Origin of the sequence: Microcoleus sp. CAWBG58 (assembly GCF_020883045.1) — a bacterium.
GTDB lineage: Bacteria > Cyanobacteriota > Cyanobacteriia > Cyanobacteriales > Microcoleaceae > Microcoleus.
Genome location: NZ_JAHRFA010000003.1, coordinates 74,594 through 91,656, shown reverse-complemented (window position 1 = coordinate 91,656; position 17,063 = coordinate 74,594). Strand labels below are relative to the sequence as shown.

The window sequence follows — 17,063 nt, the reverse complement described above, 5'->3', positions numbered from 1 at the left end:
GGGATAAAGATCTACGCTTTGGTGTGCCGTCTCGCACTCTTAAAAAATCAACGCTTTTTAGGCAATCTAGTTGCTCCTTCTTCCTTCTTCCCTCTTCTTTATGTCAACTATCAACTGTCAACTATTCCTTATTTCTTCAATCAACTGTCAACTAAGAGGGCGGGCACGGGGGCACCGCCCCTACAACTGTCAACTGTCAACTGTCAACTGTCAACTGTTCCTTCTATCCCAACAAACAAGCTGCGGGAAAAATCAGATATTCCAAGAAAAACAACTTCCAGATAAACTGATAAAAACTAGCAATTTCTTTCTGCTCGTCCAAATCAACTTTAACACTCCAAAACCACATCAAACCCAAAGACACCAAATGAGCAACCGCCAAAAACACTAAATTAACATTAGACAACACGACTGCTCCCGCCAAAGTAGCGCCCAAATAGCAAACCGTCAATACCCAGCGAGATAAATTAAAGACAGCAGCCTTGCCCAGCTCGATCGTCAACGTAGTAATATTGTATTGCTTGTCGCCCTCCATGTCAGGGATATCTTTGAAAATGGCGATCGCAAAAGTAAAGACGATCACAAAAACCGTCAGCACCCAAACTTCCGCCGGAATCGCCAAAGACAGACTATTTAAGCTCCAGCCAGAAAAAACGCTTTTTGCCCTTCCCAAACCCAAAACCCAATTAAAGTGTAGAAACAGCCCTAAATTGACGATCGCCCCGCGCACCGTAAAAATGCACAGCGCCGCCCAAAAAGGAAACCGCTTCAACCGAATTGGTGGCAGAGAATAAGCAGTCCCAATCGCCAAACTAACGCCAACTGTAGCCAGCAAAAACGGGCCTTGCAAAACAGCAGTCACAACCGCTATAATTCCCGTGGCAATTACAATCGACTCCCCAGTTTTGCGAGAAAACGCTCCCGAGGCGATCGGCAAATACGGCTTATTAATTTTATCAATTTCAACATCTTCTAACTGGTTCAATCCCACAATATAAATATTGCCGCAAATACAAGCCAACCAAGCAAAAGCTAGCGGCAGAAGTATAGGATTCACAAATAATCGAGTGCTTTGAGCGATCGCATACAAAGCCAGTACGCTCAAGGTAGTGCCGATAATCGTATGCGGCCGACAAAACTCCCAAAAAGCCCTCACCCAGCTTTGCGGAGCCGAGCCATTTTCATCAACCCAAGACTTACCAATTGAATCGTTGCCCATAAATCCTACAAACGCACCAAAAAATAATATTAAGTAAGATGGAAATTGTCCACCTTACTTGATTGAACTTGCCGCCAGAAATATCGTCAACCGAACTTCTTCATTCCTTCTTCCTTCATTCATTTTTACTTCATTTCTTCGGTCAACTGTCAACTCTTCCTACTTTCTTCTTCCTTCCTACTTTCTTTCTTTCTTCCTTCCTTCCTTCCTTCCTTCCTTCTATCCGTTACATCCGTTACATCCCGTACATTGCTCGTTGCCGAACTTCCTTCTTCGATCGACTGTCAACTGTCAACTGTCAACTGTCAACTGTCAACTGTCAACTGTCAACTAATCCTTCCGATCTATTTTACAGCACAAATTAGCCCGAAACGAATCAATCCGCTCTCATATCCGCGACTCATCAACCCTAGAGCAAGTGCAGCTTGAATAGTCGTCCAACCGCTCGTCAACAAACCCCAAATCGCGCTCGGAGTCAAAGCAGAATCGATCACCACATCCCAAAAAGGAGCCACAGCTTTTGACCAATCAGCACTGCGAATACTTGTCAGAGGCAAACTGCGAACAATCTCCTCATATTCCGGCAAAGAAATCACATAAGGCAAAGCATAAACTCGGTAAATTTCTGCCAATTCCTTCCTCTCTGCATCAGTCAATTCTCCCGCTATTTCTCCCAGCGGGCGGTGACACCAAGTTGCCAAAATCAAAGTTCCTCCCGGCTTGAGCACGCGGCAGCATTCCTGTAAAAACTTAATTTTGTCGGGCATATGTTCCCCGCTCTCCAGCGACCAAACCAAGTCAAAGGACTCATCAGGAAAAGGCATATTTAAAGCATCTGCTACTAAAAAGTTAACATTGCTTTCCAGTCCAGCAATTTTAGCGCGTTCCTTTGCTCTGTTGGCCTGTACCGGACTCAGCGTAATGCCGGTAGCTGTCACCCGATCGCCCATTTGATTTGGTTGAGACGATCGACTAAAATCGCGATCGACCCCATCATCAGACTTTAAATTATTTTGCGCGATCGAACCAAACTTTTCGGTCAAATACAACGTGCTCCCACCAATGCCGCAACCGACATCCAGAATGCGGTAAGGTTCTGATAGCTCTCCGCCTGTCGGCACTTGGGCCCACAAGAGCAGTTCCTCGATCAAATCTATTTGAGCCTGTCGGCGCTCTTTTTTCAAATTGCCATCCGGGCCGTAGTAACCGTGGTGCATATGTTCGCCCCACACCTGCTCCCACAAACCGCTAGAAGCGTCGTAGAGTTGCTGAATTTGCTGGTAAAGTGTTGATGTCATCGCACGATCGCAAGTTGTTACAGGAATTCTACCGTGATTTTCCCGTTGTTGTCATCGAACTTGGCAGCGAAAGTGCGATCGACAGCCCGCACTCGCACTCGCAGAGATATCCTGATTTCGGGCCGGGCGATCGATTTGTGAGTTCCCTTTAAAATCGTAAATCCCCAATCTAAAATCGATTTGTGGGTTCCCTCTCAAATCCCAAATCCCAAATCCCAAATCCCAAATCCCACATCCTCAAATCTCAAAATCCCCAATCTAAAATCTAAAATCTAAAATCGAATGACAGTCTCGCGAACTATTTGTTTAGGATTCCTCGCCGTCATTACCGCAGGTGCTCTACTACTAATGATGCCATTTTCCACAATTGATGGAACTTGGAGCGATCCAATCACAGCACTCTTTACCTCTACTTCCGCTGTTTGCGTCACAGGGTTGTCGGTTGTAGATGTCGGAAAATATTACTCTTTTTGGGGGCAACTGTGCCTCGTGTTACTGGTGCAAATAGGAGGCTTGGGCTACATGACAGCCACAACTTTCTTACTGCTGCTATTGGGCCGCCGCTTTGGTTTAAAAGACAAAATTGCCCTGCAACAATCACTTGACAAATCGGGACTAGCCGGAGTAGTACAACTCGTGCAGTCTATTCTAGCAACAACCGCTTTGTTTGAATTGACCGGAGTATTTTTGCTGATGTTAGTTTTTGTCCCAGAATACGGATTTAAAGACGGTCTATGGTCAGCTATTTTTCACAGTGTAAATTCGTTTAATAACGCCGGATTTAGCATCTACTCAGACAATTTAATCCGCTACGTCAATTCGCCTGTAATTAACTTCACAGTCACCGGCTTGATCGTATTTGGGGGCATCGGCTATCAAGTAATTATGGAAATGTACCTGTGGCTGCGCGATCGCTTCAAGAAAAGCCCCATCTGTACAGTTTTTTCCCTGAATTTCAAAGTCGTTACCAGCACAACTGCTGTCCTTTTAATTTTAGGAACCCTAGGATTTTTGGTGCTGGAATACAACAACCCAGCAACTTTCGGCCCTCTAAATTTCCCTCAAAAGGTGATGGCAGCTTGGTTTCAATCTGTGACGCCCCGCACGGCTGGATTCAATACAATTGACATTGGAAAAATGAGCGAAGCCGCGCTATTTATGACGATCGCGCTGATGTTTGTCGGCGCCAGTCCCGGCAGCACCGGCGGCGGCATCAAAACCACAACTTTTAGGATATTGTTTAGCTGTACCGCAGCAGTTCTCGAAGGTCAGGAACAGGTGGAGTGCTATCAACGTCAAATCCCACCAGCACTGATTCTGAAAACCATTAGCGTCGTCTTCGGTTCCCTGTTGGTCGCGATCGGATCTGCAACTTTAATTGAACTGACCAATCCCGAACTAGAATTTATCCAAGTGCTGTTTGAGGCCGTGTCAGCTTTTGGCACCGTCGGCCTTTCCACAGGGATTACAGCTAAGATTTCGGCGATCGGCAAATTAATTTTGATTGCTACCATGTACATAGGTCGTGTTGGCGTGCTGCTGCTGATGAGTGCCGCTGTCGGCGACCCCAAACCCAGAACTTTTAAGTATGCTGAGGAAAGTTTGTTAGTCGGATAGCAAAATCCTGCCTCGTTCCTGATAATCTAAACAATGGGTAATACCAATTTTTTATGAGGCTGCTCCCGAATCCGATCCCCCCTTAGCTTGCCCCCTACTCCCCCTTAATAAGGGGGGGACAAGATTCCGATCAAAGTCCCCCGAATTGAGGGGGATGCGAGGGGGATCCAGATATGTGCAACTTCACATTAAATTGATATAAAAACCCAAATCAACTTTTACAATTCACTCAAAAATCAAAAGGAGGCAGCGCTGTCTATGCTAAAATTTGAATATCCATACCTTCAGCGCTGAATATGAGCGTGAACCTTTCATCTTTAAAATTTTTCCGCAGTTTGCGCGCCGAAAACAAGCAATTTGCAGTCATTGGCTTGGGACGTTTCGGCAGAGCAGTGTGCTCGACTCTGCACGGCTTGGGTTACGAAGTCCTCGGGGTTGACACCGACGAAAAAAAAGTAACTCAAGCTTTGAGCGATCGCATTTCGGCTCACGTTTTGCAGTTAGATTCTACAGAGCCTAGCGCTCTACAGGAAGCAGGTATATTTGAATTTGAAACAGTGATTGTGGCGATCGGCAATTACCTCGCCGAAAGCATTACCACCACCCTCAACCTCAAGGAAGGCGGGGTAACTCACGTCATCGCCAAAGCTTCCTCGGAAACTCACTTAAAACTGTTGAAAAAAGTCGGCGCCGATCATGTAGTTTTTCCCGAACGAGAAATGGGCTGTTCTTTAGCCCGCATTCTTACACAACCCAGCATTTTAGAACGCTTTGACCTCGACCCAAATCACAGCATTGTTGAGTTGCTCGTTCCTGAAAAATTTGACGGTAAAACTATTGCCGATTTGGATCTCCGGCGCCGGTACGGTTTGAACTTGCTCGCAGTCGGTCGCGGCGACAATTTCGAGATCAATCCCCAGCCAAACGAACGCTTGAAAAACGGCGAGGTGATGGTAGTAATTGGTTCTAATAAAGATATCAATCGCTTGCCAATTTAATTGCTCGATCTATAGGTGCGCCACCAGCGCACCTTAAAAATTGTAGGATGGGCCCGAGAGCCAGTCCTAAAATTTGATTGCAAGGATTTAACGAATCTTGTTTCTTAATGTTATATATAGCCCAATACGGTTGACTTAAGATAGTCATTGCGAGGAACGAAGCAATCTCCGTATCTATTTCTCATCGGATTTTACCTCCAGGGCACTATACCAGTAAACGGTATTGATATATAGCCTTTCTTAAAAAAGTGAGTTAGGCCCTATGCCCTATCCCTATTCCCTAGGCCCTATGCCCTAGGCCCTATGCCCTATCCCCTATTCCCATGAGTACCTCATATGGGAGATCGAAAGGCTATAGTTTATAGCCGAAATATCTAAAGAAGAATTTTACCAATACTGCGGTTGCTTTGCCCGTGGTGGCTTGCTCGCAAAACATAACGGAAACCATCGCCACAAGCTAAAATTTTTGAAGAAAATAGAAGCACCCAAAAATCGATCGTCGCGCTCGCCCAAATCTAGGAGCGCTAGCCGTCAAAATTCAACCGACTTTCAAGATATCTTGCAGGTAAGCTTTGCCAAAAACCAGCACCACCAAGACTAGAGCGAGTTCAACAGGCCAAGGACAGACCGCAAAAAACCAAATTAACGAACACACCCCAATAATTGCAGCTATCGGAGCCGGAATCCCGTCTAGCGTTCTCTTGTCAGTCCCAGCAGTCACCAGCCCAGCGAGCAAGCAGAGCGTAAACGGAATCAAGCAACTTGCGATCATGGCTTTTACCTCATTAAATTTTTTTTAGATATGGCAGATGAGCATATTGTAACGATACATGAAAACTTCGTGACTGTGCCAAAAAGTTTGATAAAATTTAATGTTACGTCAATAAATATACTGTGCCGACACTCGTTTAATTTTTAGCTGCAACCCTCTCCGCAGGCATGAAGTAGCTCGACTGAAGCCAGAATTTGGGAATTTTGGTTTCGGCACTGGCGATCGCACCCGAATACCTAGAGATGAACTGCGATGCACCCTCGATCGCACTTCTGGAATAAATTAAGGTTGGGCTGATTTCCGGTAGCCTGCCCTTAGGTATTTATACACATATGATGTCTGGAGGATCGCTTTCGCCCGCCAGACTCAACAACAACCGAAAATCAGTAGAATGCCGATCGCCCCGCTAACCATTCCCTCGATCGCACGAAAGAAGATATTGCTGGGCGATCTTTTTGGTTCCAGCGTGCGATCGATCTTTGCTTCCCCATCTTTCACTAAAAAATAAAACCAATTTAAAAAGAAATAACAGTATTCTTGTCCCCCCCCCTTACTAAGGGGGGGGCTAGGGGGGGTCGAAGGCTGTTGCACCATTTTAGAGAAATGGTATAAATTCCCAAGCCATTAACCGCCTTTTTTGCAGCCATTAATTAATATAAATAATCAACAATAAATTGACTAAAATAACCCCCTATTGTATGATCGAAAACCCTGCCTATAAAAATAGCCGACACTTGACAACTAATCAACTAAAAAGTTAACTATTTAATAGATACAACTCCTACAGCAATGATGTCATACCTCATCTCATTTTTCTACGGTATTTGCCTGCTACTATCCCTCATCGGTTGGGGAAAAGTCCTCAACCACATCCTGTTTCCCAACCAGCGAATTGACTGGGGACAAAGATCCGCTTGGGGTCTAGCTTTTAGCGTTCTAATTGGTGGCATCTTAAATGCAACCTGGACTATTTCCCAAACCACAATTCTATTTTTTTTAGGTTTGGGACTCATTTACTGTCTAATAGATTTAGTAAATCACAGACAATTAATTATTAATAATATCTTGCACGTATTTCAAGAATGCCGCCAAGACAAAGTCATCTTAGCAGGCATTGCCATAGTTAGTCTACTAATTTTAATTCAATACGCCGGATGGCTTTATACAGGTAGACACAACTTTGCAAATATGGTCTATGCTGACGGATTTAATACTAGCGACGACTACCACGGTTACTTAGTATTTCCCCACAAAATGCTGCAACTCGGTTCCATGGGTTCAGACCCTTTTAGCGAACGAAGAATAGTATCTTTAGGTGGGCAGTCATTTCTGCAAGCATTGATTTTAAGCGGACTTTCCGACACTAATCTCAACCTCATCGACCCCGCTTTACCCCTGATAATTACTGTCGGATTAATTCTAGGATTTTTCAAAGAAAATAAAGTTTCAACCAAACGAATCGTCTTCACTATTTTATTCTTGCTTTTGATTCCACTTCCCAAAGCCAACACTACAAGTCTCATGCTACCCGTTGCTTTATTTGTAAGTTTGTTCAGAACCATTGACAGTAAAGAAATAGAAGACAACCATTGGGCAGCAAATGCTTGTATATTAGCTTTAATTACTGCGGCTATTTGTGCTTTAAAATCCTCGTTAATACCCGCCTGTGTCTTTCTATTTGCCACGAGCTATATTTGCCATTTAATTAGCTCCGAATCCAAACAAAAAGCTGTATTTGAAATGGTTTTGACAACAGTATTAGTGGGAGTATTTCTACTGCCTTGGATGATTTCAATGTATCAATCCTCAGGCACTCTATTGTATCCTCTTTTGGGAAAAGGCTATCACGCCTCCGCCTACGGCATTACCTTCAAATCAGGTTCGACGTTATTAGGAACTGCGAAAAGCGCCCTGATAGCATTCCAAGGTATTTACGTTTTTATACTGATATTTCTCGGCTGTTTGAGCTTGAGCATCCGACCTTGGAAGTTTGGCAATTTACCCGAAGAACCTTCGTTCTCGAACCGCCAAGCAGTTTTATCAATGACAATTGCAGCGGGATTGGCGACAATTGCTGTAGGTGTAATTACCGAAAATGCCGACCCTTTTCGGTATTCGTTTTCTCACCTTTTCCCAGCAATTTTAATATTGATCGCGGTAGCAATGACCGACACAGGAACATTAAACAAAAACGGAGCAGCCAACTTTTTTATTGCTGCTGTATTTTGTGCGGGGTTGGCAATTAGCTATAACTGGGCGATCGCTAAACAGACTTATTCAGCTTATCTAAAAAATATAGAATTTGGACTGACAAATCCATCATTAGTTACAGCAAAGCAAAAGTCGCAGTACGTAGCAATGCAGGAGTCTGTGCCACAGGGAGAAACAGTTTTGACCAGACTAGATGCACCTTTTATCCTCGACTTCAAACGCAATCAAATTTTTTTAGCAGACTGGCCGGGGGGAGCAAGTTTGCCACCCGGTATGCCTGTATTCAAAGGCCCTGAAGCCTTAGCAAACTATTTAGTTTCAAAATCTATTCGATACATAGCTTATTCGTCTTGGAGTCTCAATCATCCCGCAGATGTAGATACTTCGGGGCCTGGATTGTCATCTTGGTTTCGACTGCAAGCAAAACTCTCTCACGATTTTCGGGATAACGTGCGGCAACTTGCAAAAAGTCGCAAAAAACTTTATGAAGACGGAGAAAATTTTGTGTTGGATTTGGGAACTAAAACCATTTCTATGGGTTTGTAGTTCTAAACAGTTGCTAGAATCAAAGCAAGCTGAAAAAATCTTGCATGATACGCTACTCATAGCGGTAAGGTGGACAGTGTGCACCCTACAATAAATTTACTTTTTAGTCTCCGGAGGCGGACGAAAGTTTCTGTAGTTTAACCTCGAATTCAAATGACGGGCGCTTCGCCACATTTGAATTTGAGGTTCACAGGTTTCAACCGCACCCGTCTTACAGCATATTCCATGTATAGCTTTTCTCAAAAATATGAGGTATGACTGACAGCTTATATTACCACTAAACTCAGAGCGCTCGCATCCCAACAACATACCTCATCTTTCTGATAACCGCTATATATTTGGTACACATAATCTTCTCGTCAGTAAAGTGCGTCGCACTCAAAAATTTGCAAGTTATATCTAAGATATCGCAGCGACGCACCCTACGGATTAACTTGCTTTTTGTAGTAACGGTTTCAACCGCGCCCGTGTTATCTAATCAAAGCGGATTTTTAACATAAAAAAGTAGATTGGATATCAAACCGAGAAGCCGAAAATGTTTGGTAGAAACTTGAGCATCTGCTGGCAGCATCTTTAACACATCTTTCTCGGATAATAGGTTGAGATTCTCCTCTTTGGCAAAGAAGTTTTTGCCGAGCAATCTCAACAAAGCTCGAAACCAAGAAGGGGGAAACCAGTGAATTAGGGGAACAGCAGTGTGGAATTCTACGGGATACCAGCGGTTGGGAGTGGTGATGCAACAAGTTTTGCCGACTCGGCAAAGTTCTCGAACAAAAGCTTTTTGCTGAGTTCTATTGCCAACGTGTTCGATTACGGCAAAACTCACGACTAAATCGAAACTTTTGTCGGGAAATGGTAAGGTCAACCCGTCGGAACGGACGTATTTTAAACCGGGATATTCTTCTTCTAAAAAGGCAGCATCTTCCATGCCGACTGCGGTTATTTTATGGGGGTACGGATAGAGTTTTTCAAAGAAATTGCAATCTTCGCGACGGTCGGAAGTTACTCCTACATCCAGGACGGTTGTGTCGTCGCTGGGATTGGCTAATGCCAGGAGCAAATCAAACATTTTTTGGCGGGCGTACCAAGATAGTTTAGTTGCGAAACCGCCTAGCTTGGGGCCGATATACTCGCTGGAATTGTTTTCAGTTACTGTCATAGGATTTGAGATTTTCGATGTACAGATTAGATGGGTGAAGTCTGATTGTTCGTGACCGCTTTAACGCAGCATTTGGACAAGTCTGTCGATTCTGAATTTTAAATTTTAGATTTTAGATTTACTCCACAGATGAATTGGGTAGCTTGAAATTTGGTCTAAAGTCTGGGGATATCCACTCCAGGCGCCGGCAGCCTGTATCTGTTTTTGGGCGGGTTCAAATTATCTTTGCTGACAATTGTAATAAGATTTGAGGTTGAATTATTTTACCTGCGTTTTAAGCTCAGAACGCTGAGAAAAAAGCTAGACAGAACCATCTGCAAACCTACTGTCAGGCACGTGAGGGAGGGAATAACTAAACGGAGAGTTTTAGAGGAGTCTAGAGAACCGAAATCTGTTTTGCTCCAGATAGTTAATGACAAGAACGAGCCAATTATTCCGATTAATATTAGCGTGATTCCCACGATCAATCCTGTCTCTAGGGTGACATAGCGAAATATTTTGTTGAGTTTGGGGTCTTGCGGTAACAGTTTCTCGCTGATGGCGAAAATTTTGGTGAAGAAAGCGAATGTTACGGCTTGAAAACCGACGATAATTGCGATCGCAGCATACAACAGCGTATGTACATCAAAGCTGATGCTCCCGATTTTTTGAGTACCCGGTAACAGCCAAATGCCAACTATTAAACCCAACACCATCAGCGCCGTACCGGGATACAGAAACAGCCACCGGGGACTGTACAGCAGCAAAAATCGGAGGTGCCGCCAGCCATCTCGCCAAGTTCGCAGGTGTGGCGGGCGGCTGCGGCCGTCGGGAGAGAGTACCGTTGGGACTTCAGTTATCCCCAACTTGTACAGCGAGGCTTTGACAACCATTTCGCTGGCAAATTCCATCCCCGTTGTTTGCAAGTCGAGTTTCAAAATTGAGTCTCTCCTGAAACCTCTGAGCCCGCAGTGAAAGTCGCCGGCGGGACTTGAAAAGAATAACCGCCCAACCCATGTCAGCACCGGATTTCCTAAATATTTGTGCAGCGGCGGCATGGCCCCTGGTTTGATGCCCCCTTGAAAGCGGTTTCCCATGACTAAATCGCAGCCTCCCCGCAATTTTTCGACAAAGGCGCCCAGGTGCGAAAAGTCGTAGCTGTCGTCAGCGTCACCCATGATAATATAAACTCCGCGCGCCGCTAGGATGCCTCCCATCAGGGCGCTGCCGTAACCTTTGGCTGCTACAGGTACGACTCGGGCCCCCATTCTGGTGGCGATATCTTGAGAACCGTCAGTGCTGCCGTTGTCTGCTATTATGACCTCGCCGGCAATATTAAGTTCGCGCAGGGACTTCTGTGCTTTCTCGATACAGATTTCTAAAGTTTCTGCCTCGTTGAGGCAGGGCATGAGTATCGAGAGTTCGAGACTGTATTCGTCGCTGGTGTTGGTCTGTTCTGCCATATGTTTGTTCCAGGCGTTACTGGCGATCGACAATACTTACTGTTCCAGTATCTATGCTTAAATTATTAGTGGTGAAGAAAACTAAACAAAACTTAATTTAAGTTTTTCCAGTTTTTAGGAATGGCAATTTTTGCTGTAATATAGGTTACTTAAACTTATGAGTAGAAGCGTTTTTCTAGTTTTGCTCGCTGCTATTTTGTGCAGTGTTGTGGGTCAATTTAGTCTGAAAGCAGGAGCGAAAATATTAGGGCCGATTGGCGCTGCTAATTTAGTTGAAAAAGTTATCGCAATGGCAACTCAGCCTTTGATAGTTGGAGGTCTGTGTTTGTATGCAGTTTCTTCGATCGGCTTTATCGTAGTTTTGTCTCGCGCCAACATTAGCATAGTCTCGCCTTTACTGTCAATTAGTTACTTGTTTACTGTTTTGGGCGGCAAAATTGTATTTGGCGAGCCTTTGCCACCACTGCGGTTGGTAGGTGTGGGGCTAATTATGACGGGAGTAATTTTTGTACTCAGAGGTCAGGCTGGGGGGGTGACTGGTGGCAATTAATACGATTTTAGATTGAATATTGAATAATTTTAGCGGTAGGGTGCGTCGCAATTTAAAATCCATAGTATAAAATCGATCGTCTCATTGCGACGCACCTATTTAGATTTTAGATTGAAGATTGAAGATTGAATAATTTTAGCGGTAGGGTGCGTCGCAATTTAAAATCCATAGTATAAAATCGATCGTCTCATTGCGACGCACCTATTTAGATTTTAGATTTTAGATTTTAGATTTTAGATTTTAGATTGAATAATTTTAGCGGTAGGGTGCGTCGCAATTTAAAATCCATAGTATAAAATCGATCGTCTCATTGCGACGCACCTATGCCATCGCGAATTGAGCAAACCAACTCAAAAATTATGTTGTAGCAACAGTTAAGATAAATGGTATAAGATTGATAATTGAGTGCTGAATTGATAATTTAGGTCGCAGGGTATATGTGAGTCCTCTGTTATGAAATAATCCTGCAATATAGCGGTTTTCAAGCGTGGTGAGGTATGCCCTCTTTGCCCTCTTTGCCCCATGCCCTCTTTGCCCCATGCCCTATGCCCTATGCCCATGAGTAACTCATTTTTTTGAGAAAGGCTATATGTCTCTGTCCTCTGAGTCTATGAATCCACATCAACTATTAATAAGTCGCACGGCAGTTCTTGCTACTATGCACCAAAAAGAACGGGTGATGGCTCCGATTTTGGAACGAGAATTAGGCGTCATAATTAGCGTACCTGCGGATTTTGACACTGACGCATTCGGCACGTTCACTAGAGAAGTTAAGCGTTTAGGTACTCAAATAGAAGCGGCTCGCCAGAAAGCAGAAAAAGGTCTAGAAGTTGCGGGCGAAACTCTAGCATTTGCGAGCGAAGGTACTTTTGGCCCTCACCCAATGATGCCGTATCTGCCAGCCAACAGAGAAATTGTAATTTTATTAGATAGAGCTAACAATATCGAACTTGTCGGCGAATCTTTGTCATTGGAAACTAATTACAGTCACCAGTTAGTTGCAAGTATAGAAGAAGCCGAGTATTTTGCACAAAAAGCGGGATTTCCCGCACACGGACTGGTGGTTGTAGTTGGCGATGCTGCACTCGGCAAGGGTGAAATTGTCAAGGGCATTGTGACAGAAGAAAAACTTTTTGATGCTGTATCAGCAGGCTTGAAAAAATCTTCAACTGGCAAAGTTCACGTCGAAACAGATATGCGGGCGATGTACAATCCCACTCGGATGAAAAATATTGAAAATGCAACTCTCGATTTAGTGAAAAATTTCCAGCAATTGTGCCCGGAGTGCGGTTGGCCGGGATTCGAGATTGCAGACAGGAAAATCGGGTTGCCCTGCGGACTTTGCAATTTTCCGACTCAGCTAGTCCGATCGCAAATTTATCTATGCAAAAACTGCGGTTATACTAAAGAAGAACTGTTTCCCGACGGTCGAGAGACTGCCGATCCCGGTCAGTGTCAGTATTGCAACCCTTAAAAATAAGTTACTAATGATAGCCGTAGCAACAGAACGCAACTGGAAACCCGTTATTAAAGAATTTGAGGCTGTAGTCGGCAAAAACGGCGTAGTGCAGCGCCGCGAAGAATTGATTGTCTACGAGTGCGATGGACTCGCCAGCTACCGCCAGCGCCCCGCCCTGGTGGTATTGCCGCGAACTACGGAGGAAGTGGCAAATGCGGTCAAAATCTGCGATCGCAATTCGATTCCTTGGGTGGCTAGAGGCGCAGGAACGGGGCTTTCCGGCGGCGCTTTACCTGTAGAAAACTGCGTGCTGATTGTCACCGCCCTGATGCGAAAAATCCTGAAAGTAGACTTAGAAAATCAGCAAGTAGTCGTACAACCCGGAGTAATTAATAACTGGGTAACGCAGGCAGTTAGCGGTGCCGGTTTCTACTACGCACCGGATCCTTCGAGTCAAATTATTTGCTCGATTGGCGGTAATGTTGCCGAAAATTCCGGCGGCGTTCATTGCCTCAAATATGGCGTGACAACCAATCACGTTTTAGGATTGAAATTGGTACTTCCCGACGGTTCGATTGTCGATGTCGGTGGCGAAATTCCTGAGATGCCCGGTTACGATTTAACTGGTGTATTTGTCGGTTCCGAAGGCACTTTAGGTATCGCGACAGAAGTTACTCTGCGAATCCTGAAAGCGCCAGAATCGATTTGCGTTTTGTTGGCAGATTTTCCTAGCATAGAAGCAGCGGGCGAATCGGTTTCCGATATTATCAGTGCGGGCATTATTCCCGGCGGCATGGAAATCATGGACAATATCAGCATCAATGCTGTAGAAGATGTCGTAGCAACTGGTTGTTATCCCCGCGATGCGGCCGCAATTCTGCTCGTAGAAATCGACGGTTTAGAAGTGGAAGTTGCCACAAACAAACAGCGAATTGCGGATATTTGCAAGCAGAATGGAGCGCGAAATATCACCACGGCTCATGACTTGGAAACGCGGATGAAAATTTGGAAAGGGCGCAAAGCTGCTTTTGCGGCGGCGGGTCATCTCAGCCCGGATTATTACGTGCAAGACGGCGTAATTCCCCGCACGCAAATGGCTTATGTTTTGAAAGAGATTGAGGGTTTGAGCGAAAAATATGGCTACCGAATTGCGAATGTATTTCATGCGGGAGATGGGAATTTGCACCCGCTGATTTTGTACGATAATTCGGTAAAAGGTGCGTTGGAAAAGGTGGAGGAATTGGGCGGAGAAATTCTCAGGTTGTGCGTGAAAGTTGGCGGCAGTCTTTCGGGGGAACATGGTATCGGTGCTGATAAGAAGTGTTTTATGCCGGATATGTTTTCGGAGGTAGATTTGGAGACGATGCAGTGGGTGCGTCACGTGTTTAATCCGAAAGGTTTGGCAAATCCTGGGAAGATGTTTCCGACGCCGAAGACTTGCGGGGAAGCGGCGAAGGCTAAGGTTGAAGCTATGAAAAAGTTGGAGGGTGCGGAAGTTTTTTAAATCCCCAGTTTGTAGTGAGGACTTCAGTCCTTTCTTATATTTTCAGTTTGTAGTGAGGACTTCAGTCCTTTCTTATATTTTCATCAAGAAGGACTAAAGTCCTCACTACAAACATTTTTTATTATGGCTAACCGTGCTAATGTGCGATCGGCATTTTGATAACAAATTCCGTGCCTTTGCCCAACTCTGAAGTGCAATACAATTCCCCTTTGTGTCTTTCTACAATAATTTGATAGCTAATTGACAAACCCATTCCCGTGCCTTTACCAACGGGTTTCGTAGTAAAAAATGTATCGAATATGCGCTGCTTGACTTCTTCAGTTATTCCCGGCCCGGTGTCAGCAATTTTGATTTCTACAAAATTGTCGATAACTTCGGTACAAATTATAATCTGGCGGAAATCTTCTGACATTTGTTGACAATCTTCCCTAATTTTTAGATCGTCTAAAGCATCAATTCCATTGCTGAGAATATTCATAAAAACTTGATTTATAGGCCCGGCGAAACAATCTACAAGCGGCAAATTTCCGTATTCTTTGACAATTTGAATTGGTGGCATTTCGCCGTTTCCTTTCAAGCGGTGATTGAGAATTAACAGCGTGCTGTCAATACCTTCGTGGAGGTTAACGGGTTTCATCTGTGAATCGTCGTGCCGCGAAAAGTTCCGCAGCGACTGCACAATCTGGCAAATGCGCTCGACGCCTACGCTCATTGAAGACATGATTTTGGGTAAATCTTCAGCTAAAAAGTCGAGATCGTTTTCTGTTGTTTCTTGTTGAATCTGAGGGACTGGATTGGGATAATGTTGTTGGTAAAGTTCTAAGAGGTGAAATAAGTTTTGGGTATAATCTTTGAGGTAAGCGAGATTGCCGTGAATGAAGCTGACGGGGTTGTTGATTTCGTGAGCCACTCCGGCAATCAGCAATCCCAAACTGGACATTTTTTCGCTTTGAACTAATTGGGAATGAGTATTTTTTAGTTCGTCAAGTGCTGCTGCTAGTTGTGCTGATTGTTCTCTGCTTTGTGCTTCGGACTTTCGCAAGGATTCTTCGGCTTGTTTGCGATCTGTGATGTCTCTCTGTACGCCGATGAAATGAGTTAATTTGCCTGTTTTGTCGCGCACTGGAGATATTGATAAAGAATTCCAAAAAACTGTTCGATCTTTGCGGTAATTTTTTAATATTACCTGACATTCGCTTTCGGTTGTCAAGGCTTGGCGGATTATTTCTAATGCCTCGGAATCGGTATCGCTTCCTTGCAAAAATCGGCAGTTTTTGCCGATAATTTCTTCCCGTCGATAGCCTGTCATGCTTTCAAAGGCGGGATTGCAATAAATAATTGGATGTTCTGGATTGGTGGCGTCAGAAATTGTAACTCCGGTGCTGGTAGCTGCCATAGCCCGATCGTACAACCAAAGCATTTCTTCTGCGCGCTTGCGATCGGTAACGTCCCGCAACGTGGCTAAATAAGCTATTTCTCCCTCCCATTCCGTTTCTACCACCCGCATTTCTACTACAACATTTGCTTTGTGCCTGCGAATAGCCTCAACTTCTGTTTGCACGACACGCATCCCTGCTGCTTCTGTTTCTCCAACTTGGGGAATAATATCCGTGTCCATCTCAATGTCGCAAGCTGAACCTTCTACTACCAAAGTGCCAAAAAATTCTTGACCTAAAAGTTCTTCTGCTTTGCAGTTAAATAGCGCTTCTGCTGACGGGTTGGCAAAACATACAAGCCCTTGCTTATTGACGATTGCGATACCGTCAGCATTTTTGGCGATCGCATTCCGAAACCGAGATTCACTAGCTTTTAAATCGTGTTCTAACTGTTCAATTGCTTCCTGCATCTGTTGCATTTCGCAAATACTAATACTGTCAGATTGTCCAAAATTGGATTCTATGCAATCATCGGCTATTTTTTGGGGTAACTCTTGACAGTCCATTCTATTGTTCATATTTTTAGAAAGTGTTTTGTGGCTACTTCTAATATTACTGACCTTATTTCCTGAATCAGCTTCATGAAAAAACATATTTAAACCTACCATTTTTTTATTAAGGTGTTGCGATCGCGAAATTTTTATTTTAATCTAGGCAGAAAACAATTTCCCTTCGATGCTAACACATTACTTTTATGATTCATCCTAAAATATTTTTGAAATTTAATATTTATCTCCATGGAATGATCTATTCCACTTGAGTAAGTAATTTCAACAACATCGGGATTTACGTAGTAGGAAAACTAACCATTAAGGCGAGAAATGGCTTCAATCAGCCTCCTAGGGGACAAAA

The 17,063-nt window shown here is 44.2% G+C and carries 15 protein-coding genes; 9 read left to right on the top strand and 6 right to left on the bottom strand.

Annotated features, from left to right (window positions below):
* Nucleotides 1-18: 18 nt before the first annotated feature.
* Entirely contained in the window at nucleotides 19-285 is a 267-nt protein-coding gene (locus QZ918_RS01850) for a hypothetical protein (RefSeq protein ID WP_293330385.1), read from the top strand.
* On the opposite strand, the gene QZ918_RS01845 is transcribed toward QZ918_RS01850, so the two are convergent.
* Nucleotides 224-1,219 carry a homogentisate phytyltransferase gene (locus tag QZ918_RS01845; protein ID WP_293330383.1) on the bottom strand — a complete coding sequence of 332 codons (996 nt, stop codon included), beginning with the start codon at nucleotides 1,217-1,219 and terminating at the stop codon, nucleotides 224-226. The two genes, QZ918_RS01850 and QZ918_RS01845, sit on opposite strands and share 62 nt — an antisense overlap.
* 68 nt (nucleotides 1,220-1,287) lie before the next feature.
* Here QZ918_RS01845 and QZ918_RS01840 point away from each other — a divergent pair, with 68 nt between their 5' ends.
* Nucleotides 1,288-1,584 (top strand): hypothetical protein, encoded by a 297-nt coding sequence (locus QZ918_RS01840; protein ID WP_293330381.1) that lies wholly within the window; start codon nucleotides 1,288-1,290, stop codon nucleotides 1,582-1,584.
* Here QZ918_RS01840 and QZ918_RS01835 read toward each other — a convergent pair.
* Complete coding sequence (locus QZ918_RS01835) at nucleotides 1,564-2,517, bottom strand: methyltransferase domain-containing protein (RefSeq protein ID WP_293330379.1); 954 nt, start codon at nucleotides 2,515-2,517, stop codon at nucleotides 1,564-1,566. The genes QZ918_RS01840 and QZ918_RS01835 overlap by 21 nt on opposite strands.
* Here QZ918_RS01835 and QZ918_RS01830 point away from each other — a divergent pair.
* From QZ918_RS01830 to QZ918_RS01820, 3 genes are all read left to right on the top strand, one after another.
* Complete coding sequence (locus QZ918_RS01830; RefSeq protein WP_293330376.1) at nucleotides 2,511-2,669, top strand: hypothetical protein; 159 nt, start codon at nucleotides 2,511-2,513, stop codon at nucleotides 2,667-2,669. The two genes, QZ918_RS01835 and QZ918_RS01830, sit on opposite strands and share 7 nt — an antisense overlap.
* A 130-nt stretch (nucleotides 2,670-2,799) precedes the next feature.
* On the top strand, nucleotides 2,800-4,134 hold the full coding sequence (locus QZ918_RS01825) for a TrkH family potassium uptake protein (protein WP_293330373.1): 1,335 nt from the start codon (nucleotides 2,800-2,802) through the stop codon (nucleotides 4,132-4,134).
* Nucleotides 4,135-4,436: 302 nt separating this feature from the next.
* The gene (locus QZ918_RS01820; protein ID WP_293253566.1) at nucleotides 4,437-5,132 is read left to right on the top strand and encodes a potassium channel family protein; all 696 of its coding nucleotides are present in this window, start codon (nucleotides 4,437-4,439) and stop codon (nucleotides 5,130-5,132) included.
* A gap of 538 nt (nucleotides 5,133-5,670) precedes the next feature.
* Here QZ918_RS01820 and QZ918_RS01815 read toward each other — a convergent pair.
* Nucleotides 5,671-5,904 (bottom strand): hypothetical protein, encoded by a 234-nt coding sequence (locus QZ918_RS01815; protein ID WP_293151796.1) that lies wholly within the window; start codon nucleotides 5,902-5,904, stop codon nucleotides 5,671-5,673.
* A gap of 789 nt (nucleotides 5,905-6,693) precedes the next feature.
* Here QZ918_RS01815 and QZ918_RS01810 point away from each other — a divergent pair.
* Nucleotides 6,694-8,661: a hypothetical protein gene (locus tag QZ918_RS01810; protein ID WP_293330370.1), complete on the top strand. Its 1,968-nt coding sequence runs from the start codon at nucleotides 6,694-6,696 to the stop codon at nucleotides 8,659-8,661.
* 478 nt (nucleotides 8,662-9,139) lie between these two features.
* Here the strand turns inward: QZ918_RS01810 and QZ918_RS01805 are convergent, their stop codons facing one another.
* Nucleotides 9,140-9,820: a class I SAM-dependent methyltransferase gene (locus tag QZ918_RS01805; RefSeq protein WP_293330367.1), complete on the bottom strand. Its 681-nt coding sequence runs from the start codon at nucleotides 9,818-9,820 to the stop codon at nucleotides 9,140-9,142.
* 263 nt (nucleotides 9,821-10,083) lie between these two features.
* Entirely contained in the window at nucleotides 10,084-11,262 is a 1,179-nt protein-coding gene (locus QZ918_RS01800; RefSeq protein ID WP_293330364.1) for a glycosyltransferase family 2 protein, read from the bottom strand.
* Nucleotides 11,263-11,419: 157 nt separating this feature from the next.
* On the opposite strand from QZ918_RS01800, the gene QZ918_RS01795 reads away from it, so the two are divergent.
* From QZ918_RS01795 to glcD, 3 genes are all read left to right on the top strand, one after another.
* On the top strand, nucleotides 11,420-11,812 hold the full coding sequence (locus QZ918_RS01795) for a DMT family transporter (RefSeq protein WP_293150051.1): 393 nt from the start codon (nucleotides 11,420-11,422) through the stop codon (nucleotides 11,810-11,812).
* Nucleotides 11,813-12,401: 589 nt separating this feature from the next.
* Nucleotides 12,402-13,286 (top strand): DUF6671 family protein, encoded by an 885-nt coding sequence (locus QZ918_RS01790; RefSeq protein WP_293330361.1) that lies wholly within the window; start codon nucleotides 12,402-12,404, stop codon nucleotides 13,284-13,286.
* 13 nt (nucleotides 13,287-13,299) lie between these two features.
* Nucleotides 13,300-14,775, top strand: coding sequence for a glycolate oxidase subunit GlcD (glcD, locus tag QZ918_RS01785; RefSeq protein WP_293330359.1), 1,476 nt, complete (start codon nucleotides 13,300-13,302; stop codon nucleotides 14,773-14,775).
* 136 nt (nucleotides 14,776-14,911) lie between these two features.
* Here glcD and QZ918_RS01780 read toward each other — a convergent pair whose 3' ends face one another.
* Complete coding sequence (locus QZ918_RS01780; protein ID WP_293330356.1) at nucleotides 14,912-16,729, bottom strand: PAS domain S-box protein; 1,818 nt, start codon at nucleotides 16,727-16,729, stop codon at nucleotides 14,912-14,914.
* Nucleotides 16,730-17,063: the final 334 nt, after the last annotated feature.

Bases quoted from the DNA above. Each gene is read 5' to 3' on its own strand.
- QZ918_RS01795 (WP_293150051.1), top strand. From the start codon at position 11,420: ATGAGTAGAAGCGTTTTTCTAGTTTTGCTCGCTGCTATTTTGTGCAGT.
- QZ918_RS01815 (WP_293151796.1), bottom strand. From the start codon at position 5,904: ATGATCGCAAGTTGCTTGATTCCGTTTACGCTCTGCTTGCTCGCTGGG.
- QZ918_RS01825 (WP_293330373.1), top strand. From the start codon at position 2,800: ATGACAGTCTCGCGAACTATTTGTTTAGGATTCCTCGCCGTCATTACC.
- QZ918_RS01790 (WP_293330361.1), top strand. From the start codon at position 12,402: ATGTCTCTGTCCTCTGAGTCTATGAATCCACATCAACTATTAATAAGT.
- QZ918_RS01835 (WP_293330379.1), bottom strand. From the start codon at position 2,517: ATGACATCAACACTTTACCAGCAAATTCAGCAACTCTACGACGCTTCT.
- QZ918_RS01805 (WP_293330367.1), bottom strand. From the start codon at position 9,820: ATGACAGTAACTGAAAACAATTCCAGCGAGTATATCGGCCCCAAGCTA.
- QZ918_RS01845 (WP_293330383.1), bottom strand. From the start codon at position 1,219: ATGGGCAACGATTCAATTGGTAAGTCTTGGGTTGATGAAAATGGCTCG.
- QZ918_RS01780 (WP_293330356.1), bottom strand. From the start codon at position 16,729: ATGAACAATAGAATGGACTGTCAAGAGTTACCCCAAAAAATAGCCGAT.
- QZ918_RS01800 (WP_293330364.1), bottom strand. From the start codon at position 11,262: ATGGCAGAACAGACCAACACCAGCGACGAATACAGTCTCGAACTCTCG.
- QZ918_RS01830 (WP_293330376.1), top strand. From the start codon at position 2,511: ATGTCATCGCACGATCGCAAGTTGTTACAGGAATTCTACCGTGATTTT.
- QZ918_RS01810 (WP_293330370.1), top strand. From the start codon at position 6,694: ATGATGTCATACCTCATCTCATTTTTCTACGGTATTTGCCTGCTACTA.
- glcD (WP_293330359.1), top strand. From the start codon at position 13,300: ATGATAGCCGTAGCAACAGAACGCAACTGGAAACCCGTTATTAAAGAA.